The organism is Streptomyces sp. NPDC047042, from assembly GCF_040644035.1.
In the GTDB taxonomy this organism is placed as follows: domain Bacteria; phylum Actinomycetota; class Actinomycetes; order Streptomycetales; family Streptomycetaceae; genus Streptomyces.
In genome coordinates, this window is record NZ_JBEYVP010000005.1 from 280839 (window position 1) to 307261 (window position 26423).

At 71.1% G+C, this 26423-nt stretch carries 23 protein-coding genes and 1 pseudogene; 12 read left to right on the top strand and 12 right to left on the bottom strand.

The window, feature by feature from the left end; genetic code table 11:
- Positions 1–15: 15 nt before the first annotated feature.
- The 6 genes from zwf (at position 16) to ABZ855_RS07655 (ending at position 7200) form a co-directional block, all read left to right on the top strand.
- Positions 16–1560: a glucose-6-phosphate dehydrogenase gene (zwf, locus tag ABZ855_RS07630; RefSeq protein ID WP_360802644.1), complete on the top strand. Its 1545-nt coding sequence runs from the start codon at positions 16–18 to the stop codon at positions 1558–1560.
- Complete coding sequence (gene opcA, locus ABZ855_RS07635) at positions 1557–2492, top strand: glucose-6-phosphate dehydrogenase assembly protein OpcA (protein WP_360802511.1); 936 nt, start codon at positions 1557–1559, stop codon at positions 2490–2492. Before zwf ends, opcA begins: the two co-directional genes overlap by 4 nt.
- Positions 2485–4146, top strand: coding sequence for a glucose-6-phosphate isomerase (gene pgi / locus ABZ855_RS07640; RefSeq protein WP_360802514.1), 1662 nt, complete (start codon positions 2485–2487; stop codon positions 4144–4146). The genes opcA and pgi overlap by 8 nt, the downstream gene beginning before the upstream one ends.
- A gap of 1 nt (position 4147) precedes the next feature.
- Positions 4148–5026 (top strand): phosphogluconate dehydrogenase (NAD(+)-dependent, decarboxylating), encoded by an 879-nt coding sequence (gene gnd, locus ABZ855_RS07645; protein WP_360802517.1) that lies wholly within the window; start codon positions 4148–4150, stop codon positions 5024–5026.
- A 6-nt stretch (positions 5027–5032) separates the two neighbouring features.
- On the top strand, positions 5033–5617 hold the full coding sequence (locus ABZ855_RS07650) for a histidine phosphatase family protein (RefSeq protein ID WP_360802520.1): 585 nt from the start codon (positions 5033–5035) through the stop codon (positions 5615–5617).
- 116 nt (positions 5618–5733) lie between these two features.
- Positions 5734–7200: a membrane-associated oxidoreductase gene (locus tag ABZ855_RS07655; protein WP_360802523.1), complete on the top strand. Its 1467-nt coding sequence runs from the start codon at positions 5734–5736 to the stop codon at positions 7198–7200.
- 22 nt (positions 7201–7222) lie between these two features.
- Here ABZ855_RS07655 and ABZ855_RS07660 read toward each other — a convergent pair whose 3' ends face one another.
- Positions 7223–9085 (bottom strand): TIM barrel protein, encoded by a 1863-nt coding sequence (locus tag ABZ855_RS07660; protein ID WP_360802526.1) that lies wholly within the window; start codon positions 9083–9085, stop codon positions 7223–7225.
- Positions 9086–9112: 27 nt separating this feature from the next.
- Entirely contained in the window at positions 9113–10006 is an 894-nt protein-coding gene (locus ABZ855_RS07665; protein ID WP_360802529.1) for a shikimate dehydrogenase, read from the bottom strand.
- Positions 10007–10126: 120 nt separating this feature from the next.
- Between ABZ855_RS07665 and ABZ855_RS07670 the strand changes: the two genes are divergently transcribed.
- Together ABZ855_RS07670 and ABZ855_RS07675 are read left to right on the top strand one after the other, a co-directional pair.
- Complete coding sequence (locus ABZ855_RS07670) at positions 10127–10789, top strand: TetR family transcriptional regulator (protein ID WP_319201092.1); 663 nt, start codon at positions 10127–10129, stop codon at positions 10787–10789.
- Positions 10790–11100: 311 nt separating this feature from the next.
- A complete protein-coding gene (locus tag ABZ855_RS07675) occupies positions 11101–12474 on the top strand; it encodes an MFS transporter (RefSeq protein WP_360802533.1) in 1374 nt (457 codons plus the stop codon).
- A 247-nt stretch (positions 12475–12721) separates the two neighbouring features.
- Here the strand turns inward: ABZ855_RS07675 and ABZ855_RS07680 are convergent, their stop codons facing one another.
- Positions 12722–13159, bottom strand: coding sequence for a PPOX class F420-dependent oxidoreductase (locus tag ABZ855_RS07680; protein ID WP_360802536.1), 438 nt, complete (start codon positions 13157–13159; stop codon positions 12722–12724).
- Between the two features lie 81 nt (positions 13160–13240).
- On the opposite strand from ABZ855_RS07680, the gene ABZ855_RS07685 reads away from it, so the two are divergent.
- From ABZ855_RS07685 to ABZ855_RS07695, 3 genes are all read left to right on the top strand, one after another.
- Positions 13241–13819 (top strand): TetR/AcrR family transcriptional regulator, encoded by a 579-nt coding sequence (locus tag ABZ855_RS07685; RefSeq protein ID WP_360802539.1) that lies wholly within the window; start codon positions 13241–13243, stop codon positions 13817–13819.
- Positions 13816–15198: an MFS transporter gene (locus ABZ855_RS07690; protein ID WP_360802542.1), complete on the top strand. Its 1383-nt coding sequence runs from the start codon at positions 13816–13818 to the stop codon at positions 15196–15198. Before ABZ855_RS07685 ends, ABZ855_RS07690 begins: the two co-directional genes overlap by 4 nt.
- 61 nt (positions 15199–15259) lie before the next feature.
- Positions 15260–16489, top strand: a complete 1230-nt coding sequence (locus ABZ855_RS07695; RefSeq protein ID WP_360802545.1) for a serine hydrolase domain-containing protein — start codon at positions 15260–15262, stop codon at positions 16487–16489.
- Positions 16490–16495: 6 nt separating this feature from the next.
- Here the strand turns inward: ABZ855_RS07695 and ABZ855_RS07700 are convergent, their stop codons facing one another.
- From ABZ855_RS07700 to ribA, 5 genes are all read right to left on the bottom strand, one after another.
- On the bottom strand, positions 16496–17692 hold the full coding sequence (locus tag ABZ855_RS07700; RefSeq protein ID WP_360802548.1) for a saccharopine dehydrogenase family protein: 1197 nt from the start codon (positions 17690–17692) through the stop codon (positions 16496–16498).
- Positions 17689–18759, bottom strand: a complete 1071-nt coding sequence (locus ABZ855_RS07705) for a saccharopine dehydrogenase (RefSeq protein WP_360802551.1) — start codon at positions 18757–18759, stop codon at positions 17689–17691. Before ABZ855_RS07705 ends, ABZ855_RS07700 begins: the two co-directional genes overlap by 4 nt.
- Entirely contained in the window at positions 18756–19904 is a 1149-nt protein-coding gene (locus tag ABZ855_RS07710) for an FAD-binding oxidoreductase (RefSeq protein WP_360802554.1), read from the bottom strand. The genes ABZ855_RS07705 and ABZ855_RS07710 overlap by 4 nt, the downstream gene beginning before the upstream one ends.
- Positions 19905–19953: 49 nt before the next feature.
- Complete coding sequence (locus ABZ855_RS07715; protein WP_360802557.1) at positions 19954–20961, bottom strand: ornithine cyclodeaminase family protein; 1008 nt, start codon at positions 20959–20961, stop codon at positions 19954–19956.
- Positions 20962–21062: 101 nt separating this feature from the next.
- Entirely contained in the window at positions 21063–21719 is a 657-nt protein-coding gene (ribA, locus tag ABZ855_RS07720) for a GTP cyclohydrolase II (RefSeq protein ID WP_319201073.1), read from the bottom strand.
- Between the two features lie 38 nt (positions 21720–21757).
- On the opposite strand from ribA, the gene ABZ855_RS07725 reads away from it, so the two are divergent.
- Complete coding sequence (locus tag ABZ855_RS07725) at positions 21758–22540, top strand: creatininase family protein (RefSeq protein ID WP_360802561.1); 783 nt, start codon at positions 21758–21760, stop codon at positions 22538–22540.
- Positions 22541–22620: 80 nt separating this feature from the next.
- Here ABZ855_RS07725 and ABZ855_RS07730 read toward each other — a convergent pair.
- The 4 genes and pseudogenes from ABZ855_RS07730 to ABZ855_RS07745 all read right to left on the bottom strand — a co-directional run.
- Positions 22621–23673 (bottom strand): annotated as a pseudogene (locus ABZ855_RS07730) (lysylphosphatidylglycerol synthase transmembrane domain-containing protein); the annotation flags it as partial.
- Positions 23670–24635: a trans-aconitate methyltransferase gene (locus tag ABZ855_RS07735; RefSeq protein ID WP_360802647.1), complete on the bottom strand. Its 966-nt coding sequence runs from the start codon at positions 24633–24635 to the stop codon at positions 23670–23672. The gene ABZ855_RS07735 and the pseudogene ABZ855_RS07730, both read right to left, overlap by 4 nt.
- A gap of 322 nt (positions 24636–24957) precedes the next feature.
- A complete protein-coding gene (locus ABZ855_RS07740; RefSeq protein ID WP_360802564.1) occupies positions 24958–25194 on the bottom strand; it encodes a hypothetical protein in 237 nt (78 codons plus the stop codon).
- The gene (locus ABZ855_RS07745; protein ID WP_360802567.1) at positions 25191–26354 is read right to left on the bottom strand and encodes a glycosyltransferase family 4 protein; all 1164 of its coding nucleotides are present in this window, start codon (positions 26352–26354) and stop codon (positions 25191–25193) included. Before ABZ855_RS07745 ends, ABZ855_RS07740 begins: the two co-directional genes overlap by 4 nt.
- Positions 26355–26423: the final 69 nt, after the last annotated feature.

Here is a 26423-nt window from a genome sequence, read left to right on the forward strand (position 1 = left end):
GAGACGGAGGGGGAAATGGAAACCGCCGTGTCCGACGCGGACTGGGACAACCCGCTGCGCGATCCCGGCGACCGGCGTCTGCCGCTGATCGCGGGCCCGTCCGGGCTGGTCATCTTCGGGGTGACCGGGGACCTGTCCCGCAAGAAGCTGATGCCGGCCGTCTACGACCTCGCCAACCGGGGTCTGCTCCCGCCGGGGTTCTCGCTCGTCGGGTTCGCCCGCCGGGACTGGGAGGACGAGGACTTCGCGCAGATCGTCCACGACTCGGTGCGCGACCACGCCCGTACGGAGTTCCGTGAAGAGGTCTGGCAGCAGCTCGCCGAGGGCATGCGGTTCATCCCCGGCGACTTCGACGACGACGCGGCGTTCAAGCAGCTGCGCGCGGCCGTCGAGGAGCTGGACGCGTCCCGGGGCACGAGCGGCAACTACGCGTTCTACCTCTCCGTACCGCCGAAGTTCTTCCCCAAGGTCGTCCAGCAGCTGAAGAAGCACGGGCTGGCGAACGCGCCGGAGGGGTCCTGGCGACGCGGGGTCATCGAAAAGCCGTTCGGGCACAACCTGAAGAGCGCGCGTGAGCTGAACCGGGTGCTGCACGACGTGTTCGACCCCGAGCAGGTCTTCCGGATCGACCACTATCTCGGCAAGGAGACCGTCCAGAACATCCTGGCGCTCCGCTTCGCCAACCAGATGTACGAGCCCATCTGGAACCGGTCGTATGTCGACCACGTCCAGATCACGATGGCCGAGGACATCGGTATCGGCGGCCGGGCCGGCTACTACGACGGCATCGGGTCGGCGCGCGACGTGATCCAGAACCACCTTCTCCAGCTGATGGCCCTGACGGCCATGGAGGAGCCGATCGCGTTCGACGCCGAGTCGCTGCTGACCGAGAAGCTGAAGGTCCTCAAGTCCGTGAAGCTGCCCGACGACCTGGGCGAGCACACCGTGCGCGGGCAGTACGCGGCGGGCTGGCAGGGCGGCGAGGAGGTGCCCGGCTACCTCGAGGAGGAGGGCATCGACCCGCAGTCCAGCACCGACACGTACGCGGCCGTCAGGCTGGAGGTCGACAACCGCCGCTGGGCGGGCGTCCCCTTCTATCTGCGGACCGGCAAGCGGCTGGGGCGGCGCGTCACGGAGATCGCGGTCGTCTTCCAGCGCGCCCCGCACTCCCCGTTCGACTCCACGGCCACCGAGGAACTCGGTGCGAACGCGATCGTCATCCGCGTCCAGCCCGACGAGGGCATGACCGTGCGCTTCGGTTCCAAGGTCCCGGGTACCTCGATGGAGATCAGGGACGTCACGATGGACTTCGCCTACGGCGAGTCCTTCACGGAGTCCAGCCCGGAGGCGTACGAACGGCTCATCCTGGACGTCCTGCTCGGCGACGCCAATCTGTTCCCCCGTCACCAGGAAGTGGAAGAGTCCTGGAAGATCCTCGACCCGATCGAGGAGTACTGGGGCACGCACGGCAGGCCCGCGCAGTACTCCTCGGGCAGTTGGGGCCCCAAGGAAGCCGACGAGATGCTCGCACGAGACGGACGGAGCTGGCGCAGGCCATGAAAATCGACCTCACCGACACCACGGCAAGCAAGATCAACAAGGCGCTGGTGCAGGGGCGGCGCGCCATCGGCACCCCTGCCGTGGGCATGGTCCTGACGATGGTGATCGTCACGGACGAGGAGAACGCCTACGACTCGATCAAGGCGGCCGAGGACGCCTCGCACGAGCACCCCGCGCGCACCCTGGTCGTCATCAAGCGGCACGCGCGCAGCCCGCGCGACCGCACCAAGTCCCACCTCGACGCCGAGGTACGGGTGGGCGCGGACGCGGGGACCGGTGAGACGGTCATCCTGCGGACGTACGGCGAGGTGTCCGACCACGCCGACTCGGTCGTCCTGCCGCTGCTGCTGCCGGACGCGCCGGTCGTCGTGTGGTGGCCGGTGGACGCCCCCGAGGTGCCCGTCAAGGACCCGCTGGGCGCGCTGGCACAGCGCAGGATCACCGACATGTACGCGGTCGAGAAGCCGCTCGTCGCCCTGGAGGCCCGGGTGCGCTCGTACGCGCCCGGCGACACCGACCTGGCGTGGACGCGGCTCACCCCGTGGCGCTCGATGCTGGCAGCCGCCCTCGACCAGGCCCGTACGAAGATCATCTCGGCGGCCGTCGAGAGCGAGGCCGAGAACCCGAGCGCCGAACTGCTGGCCCGCTGGCTCGGCGCCCGGCTGTCGGTGAAGGTGGACCGGGTCGTCACCGCGGGGCCGGTCGTCACGGCCGTCCGCCTCGGCACCGACAAGGGCGAGATCGTCATCGACCGCCCCGAGGGCCCGCTCGCCACGCTCAGCCTGCCCGGCCAGCCCTCGCGCACCCTCGCGCTGAAGGTGCGTGCCACCTCCGAACTGATCGCCGAGGAGCTGCGCCGCCTCGACGCCGATGAGATGTACGCGGTCGCCCTGCGCGGCGACGGCACCAAGGAGACCCCCCGCCATGTCTGACTCCCCCAAGCTCACTCTGCGTCCCGAGTGGACCGCCCTGGAGGACCACCGCGCCGGCGCGCTCTTCGAGCCGAGCCTGCGTGAGCTGTTCGCCGCCGATCCCGGGCGCGCCGAGCGGTACGTCGTCAAGGTCGGCGACCTGCACATCGACTACTCCAAGCACCTGGTCACGGACGAGACGCTCGCCCTCCTCCAGGAACTCGCCACCGCCACCGATGTGTTCGGGCTGCGGGACGCCATGTTCAGCGGCGAGAAGATCAACATCACCGAGGACCGCGCGGTGCTGCACACCGCGCTGCGGGCACCTCGCGACGCGGTGATCGAGGTCGACGGCGAGAACGTCGTACCGGCCGTGCACGCGGTCCTCGACCGGATGGCGGCCTTCGCCGACAAGGTGCGCTCGGGCGAGTGGACCGGGCACACCGGGCGGCGCATCAAAAACGTCGTCAACATCGGCATCGGGGGCTCGGACCTCGGTCCCGCGATGGCGTACGAGGCTCTGCGGGCTTTCACGGCACGGGAGTTGACGTTCCGGTTCGTGTCGAACGTCGACGGTGCGGACCTGCACGAGGCCGTGCGGGGCCTGGATCCGGCGGAGACGCTGTTCATCGTCGCGTCGAAGACGTTCACCACCATCGAGACGATCACCAACGCGACCTCGGCCCGGTCGTGGCTGCTGGCGGGGCTGGGCGGCGACGACAAGGCGGTCGCCAAGCACTTCGTGGCACTGTCGACGAACTCCGGGAAGGTTTCGGACTTCGGCATCGACACGGACAACATGTTCGAGTTCTGGGACTGGGTCGGTGGCCGCTACTCCTACGACTCGGCGATCGGGCTCTCCCTGATGATCGCGATCGGCCCCGAGCGGTTCCGGGAGATGCTGGACGGGTTCGCGCTGGTCGACGAGCACTTCCGCACGGCTCCGGCGGAGGCCAACGCGCCTTTGCTGCTCGGCCTGTTGGGCATCTGGTACGGGAACTTCTTCGACGCCCAGTCGCACGCCGTACTGCCCTACAGCCACTACCTCTCCAAGTTCACCGCCTACTTGCAGCAGCTGGACATGGAGTCCAACGGCAAGTCGGTCGACCGTGACGGCAACCGGGTCGAGTGGGAGACCGGGCCGGTGGTGTGGGGCACGCCCGGCACCAACGGGCAGCACGCCTACTACCAGTTGATCCACCAGGGCACCAAGCTCATCCCGGCGGACTTCATCGGCTTCGCCGAACCGGTCGCCGAGCTGAGCGACGAACTCAAGGGCCAGCACGACCTGTTGATGGCCAACTTCTTCGCGCAGACCCAGGCGCTGGCCTTCGGCAAGACGCCGGAGGAGGTGCGCGCGGAGGGCGTGCCGGAGGAACTCGTCGCCCACAAGACCTTCCAGGGCAACCACCCGACGACCACCGTCCTCGCGCGCGAGCTGACGCCCTCCGTGCTCGGCCAGTTGATCGCGCTGTACGAGCACAAGGTGTTCGTCCAGGGCGCCGTCTGGAACATCGACTCGTTCGACCAGTGGGGCGTCGAGCTGGGCAAGGTCCTCGCCAAGCGCGTCGAACCCGCGCTCACCGCGGGCGTGGACGTCCCCGGCCTCGACTCTTCCACCGCCGCCCTCGTGGCCACGTACCGCACTCTTCGTGACGCTCAGGAAGTGAAGTGACATGCAGCTTGGTCTGATCGGTCTCGGCAAGATGGGCGGCAACATGCGCGAGCGCATCCGCCGCGCGGGCCACACCGTCATCGGCTACGACCGCAACCCCGACGTCTCCGACGTGGGCAGCCTCGCCGAGCTGGTCGAGCAGCTCGAGGCGCCGCGTGTGGTGTGGGTGATGGTCCCGGCCGGCGCGGCCACCCAGTCCGTCGTCGACGAGCTCGGCGGCCTCCTGGAGTCGGGTGACACCGTCGTCGACGGCGGCAACTCCCGCTGGACGGACGACGAGAAGCACGCCGAGGAACTGGGCACGAAGGGCATCGGCTTCGTCGACGCCGGTGTCTCCGGCGGTGTGTGGGGGCTGCAGAACGGCTACGCCCTGATGGTCGGCGGCGACAAGGAGCACGTCGAGCGGCTCCACCCCATCTTCGAGGCGCTGAAGCCGGAGGGCCCGTACGGCTATGTCCACGCGGGCAAGGTGGGCGCCGGGCACTTCTCGAAGATGGTCCACAACGGCATCGAGTACGCCATGATGCAGGCCTACGCCGAGGGCTGGGAGCTGCTGGAGAAGGTCGACTCCGTCACGGACGTGCGCGAGGTCTTCCGCTCCTGGCAGGACGGGACGGTCATCCGCTCCTGGCTCCTCGACCTGGCGGTCAACGCCCTCGACGAGGACGAGCACCTGGAGCGGCTGCGCGGGTTCGCGCAGGACTCCGGGGAGGGCCGCTGGACGGTCGAGGCGGCCGTCGACAACTCGGTGCCGCTGCCCGCGATCACCGCCTCCCTCTTCGCGCGGTTCGCGTCCCGGCAGGACGACTCCCCGCAGATGAAGATGATCGCGGCGCTGCGCAATCAGTTCGGCGGCCACGCCGTCGAGTCCAAGGAGTAGCAGGCCGTGGGTGACCTTCTCCTGGTCCGCCACGGCGAGACCGAGTGGAGCGCGTCGGGCCAGCACACCAGCTGGACCGACCTGCCCCTCACCCCGCACGGCGAGGAACAGGCCAAGTCCCTCGTCCCGCTCCTCGCCGGACGGACCTTCGCACGCGTCCTGACCAGTCCGCTCACCCGCGCGGTCCGCACCGCCGAACTCGCGGGCCTGTCCGGGGCGTCGACCGACCCGGACCTGCACGAGTGGGACTACGGCGGGTACGAGGGCGTGACGACCCACGAGATTCAGCGCACCCGGCCCGACTGGTTCCTGTTCACGGACGGGGTGCCGCCCGGTCCGGACGGGCACCCGGGCGAGCAGCCCGAGGAGGTGGGCCGGCGCGCGGACCGCGTGCTGGCCCACGTCAGGGACGCGCTCGACGAAGGCGACGTCATCCTCGTCGCTCACGGGCACTTCCTGCGCGTGCTGACGGCCCGTTACCTCGGGCTGCCGGCCGTCGAAGGACGGCTGTTCCAGCTCGCCACGGGCACGGTCAGCACGCTCTCCACGGAGCACGACCGTCCGGTGGTGGCGGAGTGGAACTCCCGCTAGCGGGCTGTGAGTTGGGTCCAATGCCGGGGTCGGGCGACTGAAGTGGTGATCGGGTCCGGGGAGTTGTCCCCGGACCCGATTGACATGTGCGGCGAAGGCGCGTCAGAGTCGCCCCGATGGAGATCAACGATCTGACGGCGGCCGAGGAACGGGTGTGCCGGGCCTTCCCCAAGGGGGAGCCCGTGGACTTCCGCGAGGGTGAGGCCGGGGCCGACAACCCGGCCACCGGCGCAGACTGGGGTCCGGAGCGGACCGTACGCGCCTCGGTGCTCAGGGCTCTGCTGCTCAGGGCTCCGCAGGACGGCGAGATCCCCAGGCTCAGGTTGTCGGGCGCCCGCGTCACCGGTCAGCTGAACCTCATGTACGCGGGGGTGGACCACGCACTCCATCTGCGCTACTGCCACTTCGACGAGTCTCCCGACTTCTACGGCTCCCGGCTGCGCCAGCTGAATCTGCGCGGCTCGGTGCTCCCGTCCCTCAGTCTCGCCAGTACGCGGATCGACGGGCCCCTGCGGATGTCGGGCTGCCGGGTGCGCGGGCCGGTGAAGCTGGCCGGGTCCGAGATAGCGGGCGCGCTGTTCCTGGACGGGGCCGAACTCACCACGTCCGACCCGTCCGTGCCGGTGCTCCAGCTCCATCAGGCCGTCCTCGGCGACGGGTTCGCGGCACCGGGGCTGCGGGTGCGGGGCGAGATGCGGCTCGACGGTGCCTCGGTGGGCGGGTCGATCACCCTCGACGACGCCGATCTGGGCAATCCCGGCGGACATGCCCTGTGCGCGCGCTCCATCGAGGTGCGGGCCGACGTACGGGCGCGGAACCTGCGGACCCAGGGGGGCATCGACCTGCGCGGCTCGCGTATCGCGGGCTCCCTCGACTTCACACGGGCGCGGCTGTCCAACCCCGGCGGTACGGCTCTGCGGGCCAGCAGTTGCACCATCGGCGAGTTGTGGCTGTACCGGTGCGCGCCCATCGAGGGCAGGCTGCATCTGCGGCGCTCCCGGATCGACGTACTGGGCTTCGAGTCGGAGGTCGCGCCGGGCGAGGTGCTCTTCAACAACCTCACCTACACGGCCCTCAATCCGCATGAGCCGACCCACCACCGCCTGCCCCTGCTGGAGCGCGACGGCGACGGCTATGTCCCCTACGCCTACGAGCAGTTGGCCGCCGCCTACCGGCACGCCGGCGACGAGGGGGCGGCCCGCCGCGTCCAGCTCGCCAAGCTGCGCCGGCACCGGGCCACCCTGCCCTGGCTCGGCCGGACCTGGGGCCACCTCCAGGACACCACCGTCGGTTACGGTTTCCGCCCGCTGCGTGCCGCCGTCTGGCTGCTGTCGCTGCTGGCGGCGGGCTCGATCGCGTTCGCGCTGCACCACCCGAGCCCGCTCAAGGCGGACGAGGCCCCGGAGTTCAACCCGGTCTTCTACACCCTCGACCTGCTCCTCCCGGTGATCTCCTTCGGCCAGGAAGGGTCTTTCGCACCGGAGAACGGCTACCAGTACCTCTCGTACGCCCTCATCCTGACCGGCTGGATCCTGGCGACGACCGTCATCGCCGGGGTGAGCAGGAGCGTCGCCCGGCAGTAACTGTGCGAGGCGGCCACTCCCTTTACCGAAGCGGGCGTTGGGCGTGCTGGGCGGCGAGCCGTACCGGGGCGTTCTGGGCGCCGTAGCCCTGGTAGCCGCCGTCGCGCTGGACCAGTTCGAAGAAGACGCGACCCACGGTACGCGTGTAGCAGTGCCTGAACTCGCCCTGCGCGTCACGGTCGTAGAGGATGCCGAGCTCGCGATAGGTCGCCAACTCGCCCTCGTCGAGCTCGAATCGGGCCGCCAGGTCGTCGTAGTAGTTCGCCGGGATCGGCAACAGCCTGCCACCAACCTCCCGGAAGCGCCGCGCGGCGGCCACGATGTCGCCGGTGGCCAGCGCGATGTGCTGGGCACGGGTGCCGTCGTCGGTGGGACCGGGTCCGACGGCGAGCGCGATCCGCACGCTGCCACGGGAGTTGGTGACGGCCCTGCTACGGAACAACCCGTACGGGTCGGCGACGTCAACACTCTCCTGGGCATACAGCCCGAGCACACTGCGATGAAAGAGGGCGGCTTCGTCGAACTGGTGCCAGGGCTGGGTGAGGGCGAGGTGGTCGATACACGTCACGCCGCCTGCGGCTTCGCCGGTCCCGGCGGACCCGGCGGACCCGGTGGCCTCGACGGGTGCGACGGGTGCGACGGGCTCGGTGGGCCCGGCGGCTTCGACTGGTTCGAAGTCGGTTTGCCAGTTGGGGAGTTGGGGGTGGTTTGTGGTGCAGAAGAAGAGTTCTGTGCCGTCGGGGGCTGCCACCGCTTCGAGTGGGACGTCCTGCGGGGCCCGGCGGCGAGGTAGGACCGGGGCCAGTAGGGACTCGGCGCGGCGGGCTGCGGCCGTGGGGTTCGGTGATTCCAGGCCGATGGCGGCGAGTGACGTGCCGTCGCGGCGGGCTGTCGGGCCGGTGTTGACCAGGATGCGGGCCTCGCCGCGCTCCCAGAGGTCGACGGGTTTGCTGCGGTGGCGGGCCGTGCGGCTGAGGCCCAGGGCGCGGAGGACGGCCGCGACCGGTTCCGCGTCGGGGGTGACGAGTTCGGCGAAGGCGATTCCGGCGGGGACGACGGGGTCGGGCAGCCGGGCCAGGCCCACGCTCTCCTGGAGGACCAGCAAGGAGCGCCGGGCGTCGACAGCTGTGGGGCCCGCCTCGGCCTGCCGGAACACGTCGTTGAAGACCTCCAGGGACAGCGGACCGTCGTAGCCGGCCCGGACGACGTGTCGCAGCAGACCCGCGACGTCGAAGCCGCCCTGCCCGGGGAAGCAGCGGTAGTGGCGGCTCCACTGCAGTACGTCCATGGCGAGCAGCGGGGCGTCGGCGAGCTGGAGGAAGAAGATCTTCTCGCCGGGGATGTCCTCGATCCCCTTGGGGTCCGAGCCCCGGGACAGGATGTGGAAGCTGTCGAGGCAGGTGCCGAGCGCCGGGTGCCCGGCCGACTCGACAATGCTCCAGGCGTGGTCGTACGTACTGACGTGCCGCCCCCAGGCGAGTGCCTCGTAGGCCACTCGGACCCCGAACCCCTGGGCGAGATCGGCTAGTTGACTCAGCTGGGCGGCGGCAAGGGCGTCGTCGTCGAGGGCGAGCGGGGAGACGCTGGAGCAGACGAGGACCGTGCCGGTGCCGAGCCGCCGCATCAGCTCGAACTTGTGCCGGGCGCGACGCAGATTGCGGGCGAACTCGTCCTCGGGCACGGCCTCGATGTCACGCATCGGCTGGTAGAGGTCGATGGTGAGACCGAGGTCGGCGCAGCGGGCGCGGATCTCCTCGGGGGTGAGGGGGCTGGCGAGCAGGTCGTTCTCGAAGATCTCGACCCCGTCGAAGCCGGCCCGCGCGGCAGCCGTGAGCTTCTCGGTCAGGGAGCCGCTGAGCGACACGGTGGCGATGGACGTACGCACGTCAGTACCTCTGCCTTCTGTCTGCTTCTACTTCGGTGCCGGCAGGGCGCCCGCCAGTTCCGCGATGTCGGCGAGCATGCGCGCCGCGTCGGGTTCGCGGCCGGTGAAGAGACGGAACGCGTCCGCGGCCTGGAAGACGGCCATGCCGCCGCCGTCGAGCGTGGCGCAGCCCGTCGCGCGGGCGGTGCGCAGCAGCTCGGTCTCCAGCGGACGGTAGACGACCTCGGCGACCCAGAGGCCGGGGTGCAGCAGCTCGGCGGGAACGGGCAGGCCGGGGTGAGCGGCCATACCGGTGGGCGTCGCGTGCACCAGCCCGTCAACGCCGCCGTCGCCGTCGGCCCCGCCGAGCAGCGCCGCCAGCCGGTCGGGCGTCGTGGCGCTCGCCCGGCCGGCGCCGAAGTGCCGGTTGAGGGACGCAGCGAGGTCGGCGGCGCGGTCGGGCAGCGCGTCGACGACGGTGACCCGACCGGCGCCGAGGGTGAGCGTGGCGTGTGCGACGGCCGCGCCCGCGCCACCGGCCCCGAGCTGCACGACCCGGTCCAGCGGGGCGTCGGGCAGACCGCGCGCGAAGGAGTCGGCGAAGCCCGTGACATCGGTGTTGTGGCCGATCGCCCTGCCGTCCTCGAAGACCACGGTGTTGACGGCACCGAGCGCCTCCGCCTGCGGATCGAGACCGTCGAGATGTTCGATGACCAGCTGCTTGCACGGGTGCGTGATGTTCAGCCCGTCGAAGCCGAGATCACGGGCGGTCCGTACGAGATCGCCCACCGCCCGTGCCTCGACGCCCAGCACGTCGATGTCGATCAGCCGGTACACATAGCGCAGCCCCTGCCGGTCGGCCTCTCGCTCGTGCAGCGCGGGGCTCAGCGACGGGCCGATGCCGGAGCCGATGAGCCCGACGAGAAACGAGTCCTTGGCCACGACCGACCTCCACTAATGTACGAACTAGTACGTTAGCTATATCAGCAGGACCGGGCAACGGGGAAGCCCTCACGTGGGCTTCTAGAATCACGGGACTGGCCCCTCGCCCGAAGGAACCCGATGACCAGCGTCGAAGAACCGGCACACACAGGCGGGCGCATCCGCGACGCCGCCCGGACCAGAGCCGAGATCCTCGACGTGGCCACCAAGGAGTTCGCCCGGGCCGGCCTGGCGGGCGCCCGGGTCGACGAGATCGCCGCGCTCACCCGCACCACCAAGCGGATGATCTACTACTACTTCGGCGGCAAGGAGCAGCTGTTCACGGCCGTGCTGGAGCGCGCGTACACCGTGATCCGGCAGGCCGAACAGGATCTCGACGTCGAGCATCTGGACCCGGTCGCGGCGATCCGGCGCCTCGCCGAACTCACCTTCGACCACCATGAGGCGCACCCCGACTTCATCCGGCTGGTCAGCATCGAGAACATCCACGAGGGCGAGCACATCACCGCCTCGGAGCAGCTCGGGAAGATCGGCTCGCCCGCGCTGGAGGTGATCCGCCGGATCCTGGCCTCGGGCCGCGAGTCGGGGCTGTTCACGGCGGACGTGGACGCCGTGGACCTGCACGCCATGATCAGCTCCTTCTGCTTCTTCCGGGTCTCCAACCGGCACACCTTCGGCGCGCTGTTCGGCCGCGATCTGACGGCCCCGGACCAGCGCGAGCACTACCGGACGATGCTCGGCGACATGGTCATCGCCTATCTGACGGCGGACCGTACGGCCTGACGAGGGGCGCACGCGCGGGCCCGCGCCGGGCGGGATCCTCGGCGCGACCTCTTGACACCCGGGAAACCTGGGCGCAACATCCGTAGCCAACCGCTACTAACTATCCAGTGGGTTAATTAGCCGGGAGTTGGTCGACTCCCGGCACGGCCGTCCCATCACCCCCAGGGATCCGGCGCCGCACCTCCCTCTCGTCCTCCCCCCTCGTCCTCCCCCCTCGCCCTTCCCGCTCGCCTTTCCCCGCTCGCCCTCCCCCCTCGTCATCCCCCTCCGCTCACTCCACCTACGGTGGAGTTCCCCCGAAGGAGCACGCCGTGGCGGATTCCGTCGCACCCCGCGACCCCGACGCACCCCTGGACGCCCTGCCCGAGGGCCAGCCGAAGAAGGCCGCCACGGCCGCCTGGATCGGCAGCGCGCTGGAGTACTACGACTTCTTCATCTACGGCAGCGCGGCCGCCCTGATCTTCCCGAAGGTCTTCTTCGACGAGTCCGACCCGGCCACGGCGACCCTGCTGTCACTGGGCACCTTCGGTGTCGCGTACGCCGCCCGCCCTGTCGGCGCGCTCTTCCTCGGGCACTTCGGCGACCGGCTCGGCCGCAAGAAGATCATGGTGTTCACGCTGATCCTGATGGGCCTGTCGACGTTCCTCATCGGCTGCCTCCCCACTCGCGAGCAGGTAGGCACCCTCGCCCCGGTGCTCCTGGTGCTCTGCCGTGTCCTGCAGGGCATCTCGGCCGCCGGTGAGCAGGCCAGCGCGAACTCCATGACCCTCGAACACGCTCCGCCGGGCCGGCGCGGCTTCTTCACCAGCTTCACCCTGAGCGGCACCCAGGGCGGCCAGCTCCTCGCCACGCTGGTCTTCATCCCGGTCGCGGCGATGCCCGAGGACCAGTTGCTGTCCTGGGGCTGGCGCGTGCCGTTCTGGCTGAGCATCGCGGTCGCCGTCGTCGGCTACGTCATCCGGCGCAAGCTCGAGGAGACCCCGGCCTTCGCCCAGCAGGCCGCCGCCGAGGGCGTCGTGAAGCTGCCGCTGCTGATCCTGCTGCGCGAGCACTGGGCGGACGTACTGCGGGTGGTCGCGGGCGCGCTGGTCGCGTCGGTCTCCACGATCTTCACGGTCTGGGCGCTGGCGTACGCGACCAGTGACGCCGTCGGGATGGACCGCTCGTCCATGCTGTGGGTGGCCGCACTCGCCAACGTGGTCGCGCTGGCCGCGATTCCGCTGTGGGCCACGCTGTCCGACCGCATCGGCCGCCGCCCGGTGTTCCTGGTGGGTGCCGCCGGCAGCGGGGTCATGATGTTCGTCTACCTGTGGGCGATCTCCACGGGTTCGTACCCGCTGATCCTGGTCCTCGGCATCGTCACCTTCGGTGTGGTCTACAGCGCCGCGAACGGCATCTGGCCGTCCTTCTACGGCGAGATGTTCTCGACCCGGGTGCGCCTGTCGGGCATGGCGATCGGCACCCAGATCGGCTTCGCCGTCGCCGGTTTCGCGGTCACCTTCGCCGCGGAGATCGCCGGTCCGGACGGGGACGACTGGTTCTCGGTCGCCTTGTTCACGGCGGCGCTGTGTGTTCCGCCGGTACTGGCCGCGATCACGGCACGCGAGACGCACCGGATACCCACGGAACGGCTCGGCGAGCGCGGCGCCGGAAAGACGTCGGAGCTGGAGGCCGTGTCGGCCTGAGCCCTGCCTCTCCCAAGTCCCCGACAGCGATGGGCTGTTCGGGGACTCGGGCATGGGCCACCACGCCGGTCTAGGGCCTGTCGTCAAATTCCCGTCGTCCGCCCGAAGGGCGGGCCTCGCGGCGGCAGATGCGTGCTCTCGGCGTGCCGGACGCAGGCCCTCGTACTGGTTGTACGTGGGTCTGTGTCCGGTGCGGCGAGAGGGCGTGCATGTCGTCGCGAGGCAGGCGGGAATTTGACGACAGGCCCTAGGGGTGCTGCATGCCGTACACCTTCTCCACCCTGAGCCGCAGGACGAGCCGTCGGTCCCGGACCATCGTCGCGCGGTAGTCGTCCCAGTCGGGGTGTTCGCCCCGGACCGCGCGGTAGAGGCGGACGAGTTCCTCCACGGTCTCGTCGTACGGGTCCTCGGCCACCGGCGTCAGGTCGGCCATGCCCTCGACCACGGCGTAGGTCCAGCGGTCGTCGCTGGTCACGTGGTACGAGACGCGGGGGTCCCGGCGCATGTTGCGGGTCTTGGCGCGGGAGTCGGTGAGGGACACGCGGACGGTGCGTTCGTCGGGGTCGTAGGCGTGGTTGACGTTCGAGAGCTGGGGGCGGCCGTCGGCCTTGAGGGTGACCAGCACTCCGCCGTTGTACTCGGAGAGCAGCTTGAGCAGCGGATCCTGCGCTTCGTCCTGAGTCATGCCTCACTCAACGGGGAGCCGCCACCCGTTCATTCCAGCGACGAGTAGACACTGTCTACTCGTCACTGGTAGACAGTGTCTATGAGTGATTCCCTGCGTACCCGCCTCATCGATGTCGGCGTCGATCTGGTGACCTCGGAAGGCGTCCACGCGCTCACCCTCCGGGAGATCGCACGACGGGCCGGTGTCTCGCACGGCGCTCCTCGCCGCTACTTCCCGACCCACCTGGAGCTGCTGTCCGCCATCGCCCGCCGAGGGTTCACCGAGCTGGCGGCCAGGGGTTCACGGGCGATCGAGGACAGTGGGCTCGGTATGGCGGAGCCCCGGGAGCAGATCGCCGTGCTCGGGCGCGTGTACCTCGACTTCGCGCTCACCAACCGGGGCATGCACGAGCTGATGTTCCGTCACGACCTGCTGGAGAGCAACACGTTGGGGCTGCGCGAGGCCAGCCTGCCCGTGTTCGCCCTCCTGGTGGATCTCGTCGGGCGGGCCCGGCCTGACGCCGACGCCCGGGTTGTCGCCGGGTCATTGCTGGCGAACCTCTACGGCATCGCCCAGCTCTGGTCCTGGGGCAGCCTCCAACTCGCCACCGGCGCCGACGACTTCGGCCCTCTGCTGGATACGGCGCTTGCCGCGCACCTCGGGCCGGAGGGGCGGTGAGCGCGCATCGGCGGGTCGTTCTCGCGAGCAGTGTGATCGGAGCCGTGGTCGTCGCACTCGACGGCACCGTACTGACCATCGCGCAGCCCACCCTGCAACGGGATCTGCACGCCTCCTTCGCCGAGGTCCAGTGGACGAGCACCGCGTATCTCATCGCGGTGGCGAGTCTGCTCGTGTTCGCCGGGCGGCTCGGGGACCGGTACGGGCATCAACGGCTTTTCACCATCGGGGTGTTGGGGTTCGGCGCGGTGTCGGCGGGCATCGGGTTCGCGTCCGGGGTGGGCTGGGTGATCGGGCTGCGGGCCCTTCAGGGGGTCTTCGGCGCGCTGCTGCAACCCGCCACCCTCGGGATGCTGCGCGCCGCGTTTCCGCCCGACCGGCTGGGGATGCCGATCGCGTTGCGGACCAGCGCGATCGGGGTGGCCGCGGCGGCCGGTCCGCTGGTGGGCGGGGTGCTGGTGACCCAACTGGGCTGGCGGGCGGTGTTCTTCCTCAATGTCGTGCCGGCGCTGGTGCTGGGCGTGCTGGCGGCGGTCGTCCGGGCCCCTGGTCCGCGGAGGCCGACCGAGACCGGCAACGGGCGGCTCGATCTCCCCGGCGCCGCCCTGCTGGCGATCTGCCTCGCCTGTCTCGTCCACGTGCTCGTCGGTGTCCCGGACCACGGCTGGACTCCGTCGGCCGTGCCGGCGCTGACGGCGGCGACGGGCGCGGGCCTGCTTCTCGTACGCCATGAGCGGCGTACGGCCGACCCGCTGCTGCCGTACGACGTGCTCGGATCGGTGGCCGTGGGCGCCGCGCTGGGCGTACTCGTGGCCGCGTCGGCTGCGATGTTCGGCACACTCTTCGTGTCCAGTTATGTGCTGCAGGACGAGCTGGGGATGGACCCGTTGCGGACGAGTCTGGCGGCGCTGCCGGGAGGTGTGGCGATGGTGCTGGGAGCGCCGTCGGCCGCCGTGCTGCTGCGTCGCTGCGGTCCCCGGCGGACGACCGTGACCGGCCTGGTCGTGCTCGCGCTCGGGGTGTCCGTGCTGTTCCGGGCGGCCGGGGTGGTGGGAGTCGGCGTTGGATTCCTGCTGCTCGGAGCGGGTTTCGCCACCGTGATGGTGACCGCGACCGCCGTGGTCGTACGGCAGGTCCCGGCCGGGTCCGCCGGGGTGGCGGGCGGGCTGCAGCAGACCGCGATGAACGTCGGCCCGGTGCTCGGGGTGGCGACGGCGACCACGCTCGCCACGGTCACCGACGGGCCGCGGACGGCGTTGCCCGTACTCGCGGGCGTGGTCCTCGTCGCCGTACTGGCCGCCCGGAAACTACCGGTCGTGGACGACCGCGGGGCGACGCCTGCCCGGTCCCTGCGACACCATGGGGGTCTTAGGGCCTGAGGTGATCCTTTCGGGGTATGACAGGGACCGCACTTCAAGCGACCGGAGGGGAACGCAACGCATGGCACAGCTGCGACAAGAGGTCGAGCCGGGCGAGGTCGGGCTGGACGCGAAGGCGCTGGACCGCCTCGACCAGCACTTCGCCCACGTGGTGGACGAGGGACGCCTCCCCGGGTTCCTCGTGTCCGTGGCCCGCGCCGGTCGCGTCGCCCATCTCACCACGTACGGCCTGCGGGACCTGGCGGCCGGGCTTCCGGTCGAGTCCGACACCCTGTGGCGGATCTACTCCATGAGCAAGCCGATCACCTCGGTCGCCGCGCTGACCCTCCTGGAGGAGGGCCGGCTCTCGCTCACGGACCCCGTGTCGCGTTTCCTGCCGGAGTTCGCCGACCGGCGCGTGTATGTGAGCGGTTCGGGGAGCGACGACCTCGCCACCCGGCCCGCCGAACCCCTTCTGATCCGGCACCTGTTGACCCACACGGCGGGTCTCACCTTCGCCTTCTACCACTGTCACCCCGTGGACGCCCTGTATCGCGCCGCCAACCTGGAGTCCTCGGTGGTGCCGGGCTCGACGCTGGCGGAGACGTGCGCGGTGTACGCGAGTCTGCCGCTCCAGTTCGAGCCGGGCACCCAGTGGAACTACTCGGTCGCCACGAACGTCCTCGGCCGGGTCATCGAGGTGGCTTCCGGACAGCCGCTCGACGAGTTCATCGCCGACCGCGTCTTCCGCCCGCTCGGTATGACGGACGCCGGATTCTGTGTCACCGGCGAACAGACCGGCCGACTGGCCGAGTTGTACGGGGAGACCGAGGACGGCGGCATCGAGCCGACCCTCGGTCTGCCGCTCAAGGGCCGGCCCCGGTTCCTGTCCGGCAGTGGCGGTGTGGTCGCGACCGCCCACGACTACCACCGGTTCATGGAGATGCTGCGCCGGGGCGGCGAACTCGACGGTGTGCGCGTCCTGTCGGCCGAGACCGTGGCCCTGATGACCTCCAACCACCTTCCCGGCGGCGTCGATCTGCGCACCTTCGGTGCCCCTCCCCATGACGAACCCGGCAACGCGGGCGTCGGCTTCGGCCTCGGGGTCTCGGTGGTGATCGACCCGGCCCGCACCCTCGCCCCGGCCGGCCTCGGCACCTACGGCTGGAGCGGGGTGGCGACGACGACGTTCTTCGTCGACCCGAGCCGTGATCTGACGGTGCAGTTCATGACCCAGGTACGACACCGGACGAGCCAGTCCTACTGGCAGGACCTCAAGCGGCTGGTGCACGAGGCGGTCGTCACCGGCTAGCCGTCGTCAGTCGACGGTGAGCCTGAACTCCAGTCCCTCCCCGCCGAGTTCGCTCAGCCATTCCTCGGAGCGCCGTGCCGTCTCGGCGGCGCGGCTCAGGCCCGGCGGCAGCGAACCGTCGAGGATGTGCCGGACGCCCAGGGCCAGTGTGCGGGAGACGCACCTGGCCATCGCGCTCTCGGCCGCGTCGCCCTCCAGGTCGAGGAGATAGCGGCCGGACCAGTTCCGCCGCCGCCCCTCTTCCGCTGCCGCCTCCCCGTCCGTGTCGTTGCCGTCCGCGTCGACCTCCAGGGACACGGCCAGGACCACGCGGTCGCGGTCGGCGTCGGTCGTCGGGTAGCGCGCCGCCAACTCCCTTGCCAGGGCGGCGATCCGCTCGTCGTCGCCGCCCTTCAGCTCCTCGAAGACGGAGTCCCAGGCGCTCAGCCAGCCGTCCAGACGCAGGGTGCCCCGGACGAAGGTCCGCGGCTGCCACGCCTTCGGCAGTTCGTACTGCTCGACGAAGGGCACGCTGTCCCGGTTCGGGTACACCTCGAAGGTCTCCCCGTCGATCCCGTGCGGACGCGTCACCTCCCAGGGCCTGTCGGCCACGGTCTCGGCGCCGTCCTCGATGTAACGGGCGGGCGAGCGAAGGGCGTTCAGGACTCCGGCGGGTGCCCAGCTGAACCGGTACCTGAAGTCGTTGGGCACCGCGGGGATGCCTCCGCAGTACGACGTGAGCCGGTACGAGGCCGGTGTGGCGGCGCCGATCGCCTCCTCGGCGCGGGTGACCAGGCTGTGCGCGAAGAGGTGGTCGATGCCCGGGTCGAGCCCGCACTCGGTGAGGACGACCAGACTGGCCGCCTCGGCCGCGGGCACCTGCTCGAGCACCGCCTCCGACACATAGCTGGAGCACGCGAAGTGGGCCCCGCCGGCCACGCAGGCCGCCAGCAGCGGGGCGTGTTCGGGCGCGGGGAGCATGGAGACGACCACGTCTCCGGGGGCCAGTTCGGCGGTGAGCGCGGAGAGGGTGTAGGCGCGGGGTTCGGCCTGTCCGGTGAGGCCCAGGTGGGCCAGCGCCTCGGCCGCGCGTTCCTCCGTACGGTGCCACACCAGGACCTGCCGCACGGCGTCGCTGTCGCACAGCGCGCCCAGTCCGCCGCCCGTGGACAGACCCGCGCCGATCCAGTGGACGGTGCCGCTCGCGGGAACCGTGTCAGTCATGCGCCCATTCCCCCTTCGTTGTCCAAGTCGCCTTTGACCAGGCCGAGTTCACGGCAGGTGTCGTCGAACCGTGCCAGACAGCGCCCCCAGGCTCCGCCCACCTCGAAGTCGAGCAACTGGGGCACCAGGGCGGCCGAGAAGTCGGTGCTCGCCTCGCGGGGCAGCAGGGACGGCAGGTTGTCGATGGCGATCAGGTCGAGCGGCGGCTCGTCCCGCAGCCGGCGCACCGGGTCGTCCCAGGTGGTGGCGGTGTCGTAGACCGGGAGGAGGTTCATGGGTGAGCCGACGTCGACGGTGACGTCCGAGAGGGTGCGCAGCCGGCGGCCGGGGGTGTCCAGATCCTGGTCCGTCAGGAAGGGCGGGACCGGGGTCGTCGTGAGGACGGTGTTGACCAGCAACTCGTGGGCCAGCAGGGCCGGTCGGTCCAGATTGCGGGTCTCCGCGAGGTCCCAGCAGGTCGGTTCGACGCCGGCCTCGGCGAGCGCGACACGCGCACCGCGCCCGCTGCGGCCCAGGGCGCCGATCACCAGTGCGCTCAACTCGCCCGCGTCGGCGCGGAGTTCGGCGGCCAGCTCCTCCTGGGTGGTGGGCCTGAGCGGGGTGCCCAGCCTGCCCCGGTGCTGGAGCACGGCGAGGGCCGCCCCCAGATATCCGGCCCAGTAGCCGAACGCGGCCAGCCTGCGCCCCTGTTCGTCAGCCAGGTACTCCAGGTCCAGCAGCGCCCCGCCCCCGGCGACGAACCGGCCGAGCAGCTCCGCCGCGCCCGGCTGGCCCTTGTAGGCGTGCCCGAAGTAGATGTGCCGGTGACGCAACTCGCCCGGCTGGTCGGGGAGTTCCTTGAGACCGACGATCACCGCGTCCGAGGGCGCGGAGACCCAGGACCCGGCGTCGGCGGTGCCGCAGCCGACAGCCTCGTACTCCTCCGTGGAGAAGATCCGCTGCGGGGACTCCTCGACGGTCAGGCGCACCCCCTCCTCGACGAGCCGCCGGGCGTCGGACGGGACGACAGGTGTGCGGCGTTCGGTCGTACGGGTCTCGTGGCGCAGCCACAAGTGGAGCTCGGTCATACGAGGTTGACCTCCGGGCGCAGGGCATCGGCCGCGAAACGGCCGGCGTTCAAGGGGCTGATGTCGACGAAGGGTACGCGGCCCAGGTAGAGGTCGCGGACCACCTCGCCGACGGCCGGCCCCTGGAGGAAGCCATGGCCGGAGAAGCCGGTCGCGTAGAGGAAGCGGGAGAGTGAATCCGCCTCCCCGATCAGGGCGTTGTGGTCCGGGGTGATCTCGTACAGGCCCGCCCAGCCGCCGGTGCGGCGCAGGTCGAGCAGGGCGGGCGCCCGGTGTTCCATCGCCTCGTACAGACGCGGGATCCAGCGGTCGTGGGTGTCGGTGGCGAAGCCGGTCGTCTCGTCGGGGTCGGACATGCCGAGGAGCAGTCCGGGTCCCTCGGTGTGGAAGTAGAGGCTGCTGCTGAAGTCGATGGTCATGGGGAGCGTCGGCGGCAGCCCGGGGACCGGTTCGGTGACCGCGATCTGGCGGCGCAGGGGGTCCACGGGCAGGTCGACGCCCGCCATCGCGCCGACCGCCCGTGACCAGGCGCCGGCCGCGCAGATCACGGTGTCGGTGGCGATCCGGCCCTTGTCCGTGACCACGGCCGTGATGGTGTCGCCGTCGCGTTCGATGCCGGTGACCTCGGTGTGGCGCAGGACGGTCGCGCCGTGGCGGCGAGCGGCGGCGGCGTAGCCGTGGACGACCGCTTCCGGGGTGCAGTGGCCGTCCTCGGGCGAGTAGGCCGCCGCGAGGAGCCCGTCGGTGCTGATCAGCGGCGAGAGGCCGCGTGCCTCGGCCGGGGTGAGCATCCGGCTGGGCACACCGAGCGAGTTCTGCAGCGTCACCCCCGCCTCGAAGGACGCGACGTCCTCGGGTGTGGAGAGGAGGAAGAGATACCCGACCCGGTGCAGTCCGATGTCGTGCCCGATCTCCTCCTGGAACCGCCCGAACGCCTCCAGGCTGCGCGCCCCGAGCTGGATGTTGAGCTCGTCGGAGAACTGCGCGCGGACCCCGCCGGCGGCGCGCGAGGTGGACCCTGAGGCCAGTTCCTCCCGCTCGACGAGCACCACGTCCGGTACACCGGCCCGGGCGAGCTGGTAGGCGATGCTCGTACCCATCACGCCGCCACCGACGACGACCACGTCCGCCCGCGTCACACTCATCGCACCGCCCCCTTCACGACCACGAACACCTCCGCCCGCACCACGCCCCTCAACTCTCCCCCTTCGCGGCCCGAACAACCGCCCAAGCCGCCGCCGCGTCCTGCACGCCCAGACCGACACTGTTGTAGAAGACGATGTCCTCCGGCCCGGTACGGGCGGTCCGCGTGCCCGTGAGGACCTCGCCGAGGCCGATCAGGTTCTCGCGGGTCAGCAGGTGGTCCCGTAGGGCGTCGATGACTGGCCCGGCGTGTTCCGCCGCTGTCGCCGGGTCGTCCACGACGACGGCCGCCGACCGTCGTAGGACCTCTGCGTCCACCTCGCTGCGGGTCGGTTCGAACGACCCCACGCTGATCACCGTGCACCCGGGTGCGAGCCAGGCGCCGCGCACGACGGGCGTGGTGCTGAGGGTGCAGGCCGCGATCATCGACGCCCCGGTCACCGCCTCCCGGGGTGTGCCGGTGGCCTCGGCGGCGACACCGAGTTCGGCCGCGAGCAGCTCCGCCGCGCGCACGCGCCGCTCCGGGGTCGGGCTCCACACCCGTACGGACTTCAGGTCCCGTACCCGGGCGACCGCCCGCGCGTGGGCGAGCGCCTGGGTGCCCGAGCCGATGAGGGCCAGTTCGGCGCTGTCGGCCGTGGCCAGCGCGTCGAAGGCCACAGCGCTCGCGGCGGCCGTACGCAGGGTCGTGACGGCCGTACCGTCCATGACGGCCACGAGTTCGCCGGTGACCGGGTCCAGGACGGTGATGACGGCGTGCACGGTCGGCAGGCCGGCCGCCGCGTTGCCGGGGTTGACGCTGCCGAACTTCGCCACCGCGCCGGTGTCCCGGGACAGCCGGGAGACGTACGCGAAGACCACACTGTCGTCGAAGCGGCTGGGGTGCATGATCTTGCCCGGAAGATCCGGCGGATCCGGCAGATCCGGCGGGCCGGGGGCGTCGGCGGCGCCGCCCGCGCCCAGCGCGCCGAACGCCGCGCGCTGCGAGGCGATCGCCGTGTCGGCGTCGAGGAGGGCCGTCACCTGGTCCCGGGAGAGGAAGAGGACGTCGTCGGTCATTCCCTCTTCCTTTCCGGAATCGGGCCTTCTGGCACCCCCCGCGCGCGTCCGAGTGACGGCGCCCCCGGAATCGGGACCCCCGGCCGGGTCTCCTGGTCAGGTCAGGACCAGTGCGCCACCGCGTCCAGGTGCGGCAGGACGTGGTCGAGACGCTCACGCTTGGTCCGCAGGTAGGTGATGTTGTTCTCGCACGGCGGGATCAGCAGCGGAACATCCGCGGCGATCTTGATGCCGTGGCGGAGCAACGACTCGCGCTTGCGCGGGTTGTTGGACATCAGACGCACCGAACGGACACCGAGGTCGTGGAGGATCTCCGCCGCGACGCCGTAGTCACGGGAGTCCACCGGAAGGCCCTGCGCGAGGTTCGCCTCGACGGTGTCCAGGCCCTCCGCCTGGAGCTGCATCGCGCGCAGCTTGGCGAGCAGGCCGATGCCCCGGCCCTCATGCCCCCGGAGGTAGACGAGTATGCCGCTGCCCTCGGCGACTATCGCGCGCAGCGCGGAGTCGAGCTGATCACCGCATTCGCAGTGCTGGGAACCGAAGGCGTCCCCGGTCAGGCATTCGGAATGCAGCCTGGTGAGAACGTCGTCCTCGCCGATCTCGCCGTAGACCAGCGCCACTTGCTCGTCACCGCGATCGTGGTCCATGTAACCGACTGCCTGGAAATCGCCGTACACGGTGGGCAACGGCGCATTCACCACGCGTTCCACTCCCGAGGGCTGGGAGGCTTTGCCGAGTACGCCAATTTTTTCTGTCATGATCTGGTTCCTAAGCAGAGACGAAAGGCCGGGAGAACATGGATGATTCGGGGATACGGTTGCCGGTAGACACTACGGAAGACGTACGGACACGAGCCGCCGGCGTCTCAACGCAGATCGCCGTCCTTCCGGTCGGGAGCTTCGAACAGCACGGCCCCTTCCTTCCGTTGACGACAGACACCCTGGTCGCCTGTGCCATCGCCCGGGAAATTGCCGCCACACACCCGGTGCACCTCCTTCCGCCGGTGACCATCGCCTGCTCGCACGAGCACGCCGCCTGGCCGGGAACCGTCAGCATCTCCTCCGTGACCCTTCACGCGGTAGTACGGGACATCGCCGATTCGCTGCGCCGCTCGGGCGTGGAAGCCCTGGTGATCGTCAACGGACACGGCGGAAACTACGTACTGGGCAACGTCGTTCAGGAATCCTCCGCGCGCGGTGAGCGGATGGCGCTGTTCCCCGCCGCCGAGGACTGGGAGACGGCGCGCGAGCGGGCCGGAGTGGTGACCTCGCTGCTCACCGACATGCACGCGGGGGAAATCGAGACCTCCATCCTGCTGCACGCTCATCCCGAATTGCTCCGTCCCGGTTATGAAACCTCTGATTTCGTCGCCGACGACCGCCGGCATCTCCTCACGCTCGGCATGGCCGGTTACACCGATTCCGGTGTCATCGGCCGCCCTTCGCTGGGTACCGCCGAAAAGGGGAAGGCCTTGCTGGCGAGCTTCGCCGAGTCCTTCGGGGCGTATTTCTCGATGCTCACCGAGGGCGGGGCCGTTGCCGGTGCCGCCGGCTCCTCGGTCTTCGAGGGCCAGAAGTAGCGGACGACCAGGACGAGTGCGCCGGGCAGGGCGGCGACGAAGCTCAGCACGCCGTACACGACGGCGACGCTCAGCCCCATGCTGGCGCCCAGCCCCGCCGCGCCGAACGCCCAGGCGGTGACACCCTCGCGGGGGCCCCAGCCGCCGACGTTCAGCGGCAGACCCATCGCCAGCAGCGCCAGTACGGCCAGCGGCAGCAACTCGGCGACCGACGCCGAGGACCCGGCGACCCGGGCGGCGACCACGAACATCCCGAGGTGGCCGGAGAGGACGACGACCGAGGAGAGCGCGACGCCCGGCGCGTTCTCGCGGGAGAGCAGCGCGCCACGGGCCTCGGTGAGCACGGCACGCAGGGCACGGGCCTTACGGGCGGCGGCACTCGGGGCACGGTTCATCCGGACGGCGACGACCACCGCGACGGCGCCCACGGCGGCGAAGGCCGCCATCAGAGCGATCCGGCGGGCTTCCGCCAGTACCGGTGACGGCTGGGTGAGCAGCACCACTCCGCCGACGGCGACCAACGCGATCTGGCCGGCGGCCCGTTCGAGGACGACCGCGCGGACTCCGCGTCCCATGTCACCGGCGCTCTGTCCGTGGCGTACCGCGCGGTGCACGTCGCCGAGGACACCGCCGGGGAGGGCCGCGTTCAGGAACAGCGAGCGGTAGTAGTCGGCGACGGCGGGGACGAGGGGCAGCCTGATGCGCAGGCTGCGGGCGACCAACACCCAGCGCCAGGCGCTGAACACGGTGGTGAGCAGTCCGATGCCGAGGCCCACGAGCAGGGTCGGTACGTCGATGCGGCGCAGGCCGTCGAGGAAGACGCCGGTGCCGAGGCGCCAGAGCAGGATGCCGAGGATCGTTACTCCGGCGATCGTGCCGAGGTGGGGGCGGATGCCTCCGGCGGCTCGGCGGAGACGGCTCGGGTTGGATGTTTGCGGGACGGCGTCCCGGGGGCCGACGAAGCCGATGACGCCGGCTCGGCCGGCTGTCGTGCGTACCGCGGGAGAGGCGGACTGTCGGCTGCGGGCCGGTGGGGGCTGGTCGCGCCCCGCGGCGGAGCCGCTGATCGAAACAGCCCCGCGCCCCTTGAGGGGCGCGGGTCCGCGCCTGACCTCCACCGTCTGCACGGTCATGACGTTGTCCTGCTCGTTGGCCTGGCCAGGGCCAGGAGGTCGCTGTGGTGGACCTCGACGCGGAGTTCGCCGGCCGCGCAGGCCTCCAGGCGCTCGGTGAGGTACTTGTCGGCCCGGGACTTCAGTGCCGGGCGTTCCTCGACGGCCGCCGCGACCCAGCCGCGCAGCCACTCCGCGGTGAGCGGCGCCTCCACGGGGCCGAGGCGCCAGGCGCTGGGGTGGACGTGGACCGTCGCGCCCCGCTGGTCGAAGGCCTCGCAGGCCGCGGTGACCGCGTCGGGGCCGAGCAGTCCCGCTCGTCGTTGGTGGGTGTTGAACGCCTCGGCGAGTTCCCCGTCCAGCGGGTCGGGGGTGCCGAACTCGACGCGGCCGGCCACGGAGAGGGTCAGCAGGGCCGGGCAGCCGGCTCCCGCGCAGGCCGTCGCGAGGGCGTCGACCTCCTCCCGGGTGAGGACGTCCAGCAGCGCGGACGCGGTGACCAGTGAGGCGCCGAGCAGCGCGTCGGAGGTCAGCCGGGCCACGTCGCCGCGCCGTGTCTCCACGGTGACGCGGCTGCCGTCGGCGGCGGCGCGCGGCGAGGCCACTGCGGCGAAGTGCAGGAGGTAGGGGTCGCGGTCGTGCAGGACCCAGTGCTGGGGGCCGTCGAGCCGGGGGGCGAGCCAGCGGCCCATGGAGCCGGTGCCGCAGCCCAGGTCGTGGATGACACGCCCGCCCGCCTTTCCGGGCAGGTTGGCCAGCCGGATGCGCAGCGGGTCGAGCAGTTCGACGGCGCGCGCGGCGGCGTCGGCGCCCTCGCGCAGCTCCAGCCAGTCGGGGGCGTACCGGGGCGGGTCGTCGGGGCCGGCGTCGCGCAGCCGGATCGTGTTCCGCTCCCCCGGGGCGACCGGACCGGCGCCGGCCTTCACGTCACGGTGCGTCGGCTGGGCCGGAATCCCGGGGGCGGGCTGGGCGTTGGCGTCCATCGGTGTCACCGGCCCCCGTCGCTGGATCTCCGACACCGCCGAAGTGGTGACCGTCGTCGTCTTCTTCATGCCGTGCTCCTTGCATCCCGGGGAAACGGACCCCGAGCCGACTCGACGTCGGCACCTACCAGCACCACCGGAGACCGCAGTCCGGCCTCCGAAGCGGCCGAAGCCGTGACCGTCGTCGTTTTCCTCATGCCGCGCTCCCCGGATCCCGGGGAAACGGGACCCCGAGCCGACTCGACGTCGGCACCTACCAGCACCACCGGAGACCGCAGTCCGGCCTCCGAAGCGGCCGAAGCCGTGACCGTCGTCGTTTTCCTCATGCCGCGCTCCCCGCGTCCCGGGGCATCCGCCCCGGCGTTCCCACGAGGCTCCGCAACGCGGCCGCCCGGCGTCCGCGGGCGGCGACCAGTTCGATGTCGGCGTCCACGTTCATGCCGTGGTCCGGGATTCCGGCCATCGAGGTGCCGGAGGAAATCCGCCCCCGCACACCGACGGCGCCGCGCAGTGCGGCCGCCCGGAGTCCCCGGGCGGAGACCGTGGCGGCGGTCATCATGCCGCCCTCCGGGGTTCCCAGGGGATCCGGCCCAGGACTCCGGCCAGGCTCCGTGCCGTCGCCGCCCAGCCGTCGAGGGCGGCCCGGCGGCCTCTCGCCGCCGCCTTGAGGCGTCGGCGGACGTCCGCCTCGCCGAACCAGCCGCGCAGTTCCGCGGCGAGCGCCGCCGGGTTCTCCGGGGGTACGAGGATGCCGGGGACGCCACCGTCGGGTGCGCGTCCGACCGCCTCGGGGAGGCCCCCGACGTCCGTGGCGAGGACGGGAATGCCGCGTGCGAGGGCCTCGGTGACCGCCATGCCGTACGTCTCCGCGTAGGAGGTGAGGACCATCAGGTCGGCGGCGTTGTAGCTGGCGTCGAGCTGGGCGCCCGCCTGGGCGCCGGCCAGGTGCAGCCGGTCCTGGAGTCCGTGCCGCGCGATCAGGGCCCGCAACTCGGCGACGTACTCGGGGTCCTGGTCGAGCCCGCCGACGCAGACGCAGCTCCACGGCAGGTCGGTCACCGCGGCCAGGGCCTCCACCAGCCGGTGCTGGCCCTTGCGCGGGGTCACGGCGGCCACGCACAGGAGGCGGGAGACGCCGTCGGTGCCGGAGGCGAGGGGTGCGATGTCGGCGCCGGGGGCCGCCATGTGGACGCGCTCGGGGGCGAGTCCGTGGTGGGAGACGAGGCGTCGTACGGCCCAGTCGCTGGTCGCGATGACCGACGGGACCGCCCGCAGAGTGGTCCGCTCCAGGGCGTCCAGCTCGGCCGCGACGGCCGGTTCGAGGCCGGTCTCGTCGCCGAGCGGGAGGTGGACCAGCACGGCCAGGCGAAGGCGTTCGGCCTCCGGGACGATGATCTCGGGGACCCCGCAGGCCACCAGTCCGTCGAGGAGGACGACCGTGCCGTCCGGCAGGTCGCGCAGCGTCCGTGCCAGTTCCGCGCGGGCGTCCTCGCCGGGCCGGGGCCACTCACCGGCGACGGCGTGCTTGTGGACCTGCCAGCCGAAGCCGGGCAGATCGAGGCTGATCCGGCGGTCGTAGGCGTTGCCGCCGCTGGGCTTGGCGGGGTCGTCGACGCCGCCCGGCATCACGAAGTGCACGGAGCGCAGGGACATGGGGACGATCGCCGCGTTCTTCAGGGCCGCGTTCTGCACGGGTACGTAGTGGAGCGTCGTCTGCACGTGAGCCTGTACCTGTGCCTGAGCCGGGGCGACCAAGGGGGCGGCCGCAGAAAGGGGAACCGGGGAAAC

Coding starts and splice junctions, on each gene's coding strand:
- ABZ855_RS07695 (WP_360802545.1), top strand. CDS start 15,260: ATGGCACAGCTGCGACAAGAGGTCGAGCCGGGCGAGGTCGGGCTGGAC.
- ABZ855_RS07680 (WP_360802536.1), bottom strand. CDS start 13,159: ATGACTCAGGACGAAGCGCAGGATCCGCTGCTCAAGCTGCTCTCCGAG.
- zwf (WP_360802644.1), top strand. CDS start 16: ATGGAAACCGCCGTGTCCGACGCGGACTGGGACAACCCGCTGCGCGAT.
- ribA (WP_319201073.1), bottom strand. CDS start 21,719: ATGACAGAAAAAATTGGCGTACTCGGCAAAGCCTCCCAGCCCTCGGGA.
- ABZ855_RS07710 (WP_360802554.1), bottom strand. CDS start 19,904: ATGAGTGTGACGCGGGCGGACGTGGTCGTCGTCGGTGGCGGCGTGATG.
- ABZ855_RS07655 (WP_360802523.1), top strand. CDS start 5,734: ATGGAGATCAACGATCTGACGGCGGCCGAGGAACGGGTGTGCCGGGCC.
- ABZ855_RS07725 (WP_360802561.1), top strand. CDS start 21,758: ATGGATGATTCGGGGATACGGTTGCCGGTAGACACTACGGAAGACGTA.
- gnd (WP_360802517.1), top strand. CDS start 4,148: ATGCAGCTTGGTCTGATCGGTCTCGGCAAGATGGGCGGCAACATGCGC.
- ABZ855_RS07670 (WP_319201092.1), top strand. CDS start 10,127: ATGACCAGCGTCGAAGAACCGGCACACACAGGCGGGCGCATCCGCGAC.
- ABZ855_RS07705 (WP_360802551.1), bottom strand. CDS start 18,759: ATGACCGAGCTCCACTTGTGGCTGCGCCACGAGACCCGTACGACCGAA.
- ABZ855_RS07735 (WP_360802647.1), bottom strand. CDS start 24,635: ATGGACGCCAACGCCCAGCCCGCCCCCGGGATTCCGGCCCAGCCGACG.
- ABZ855_RS07700 (WP_360802548.1), bottom strand. CDS start 17,692: ATGACTGACACGGTTCCCGCGAGCGGCACCGTCCACTGGATCGGCGCG.
- ABZ855_RS07715 (WP_360802557.1), bottom strand. CDS start 20,961: ATGACCGACGACGTCCTCTTCCTCTCCCGGGACCAGGTGACGGCCCTC.
- ABZ855_RS07685 (WP_360802539.1), top strand. CDS start 13,241: ATGAGTGATTCCCTGCGTACCCGCCTCATCGATGTCGGCGTCGATCTG.
- opcA (WP_360802511.1), top strand. CDS start 1,557: ATGAAAATCGACCTCACCGACACCACGGCAAGCAAGATCAACAAGGCG.
- pgi (WP_360802514.1), top strand. CDS start 2,485: ATGTCTGACTCCCCCAAGCTCACTCTGCGTCCCGAGTGGACCGCCCTG.
- ABZ855_RS07740 (WP_360802564.1), bottom strand. CDS start 25,194: ATGATGACCGCCGCCACGGTCTCCGCCCGGGGACTCCGGGCGGCCGCA.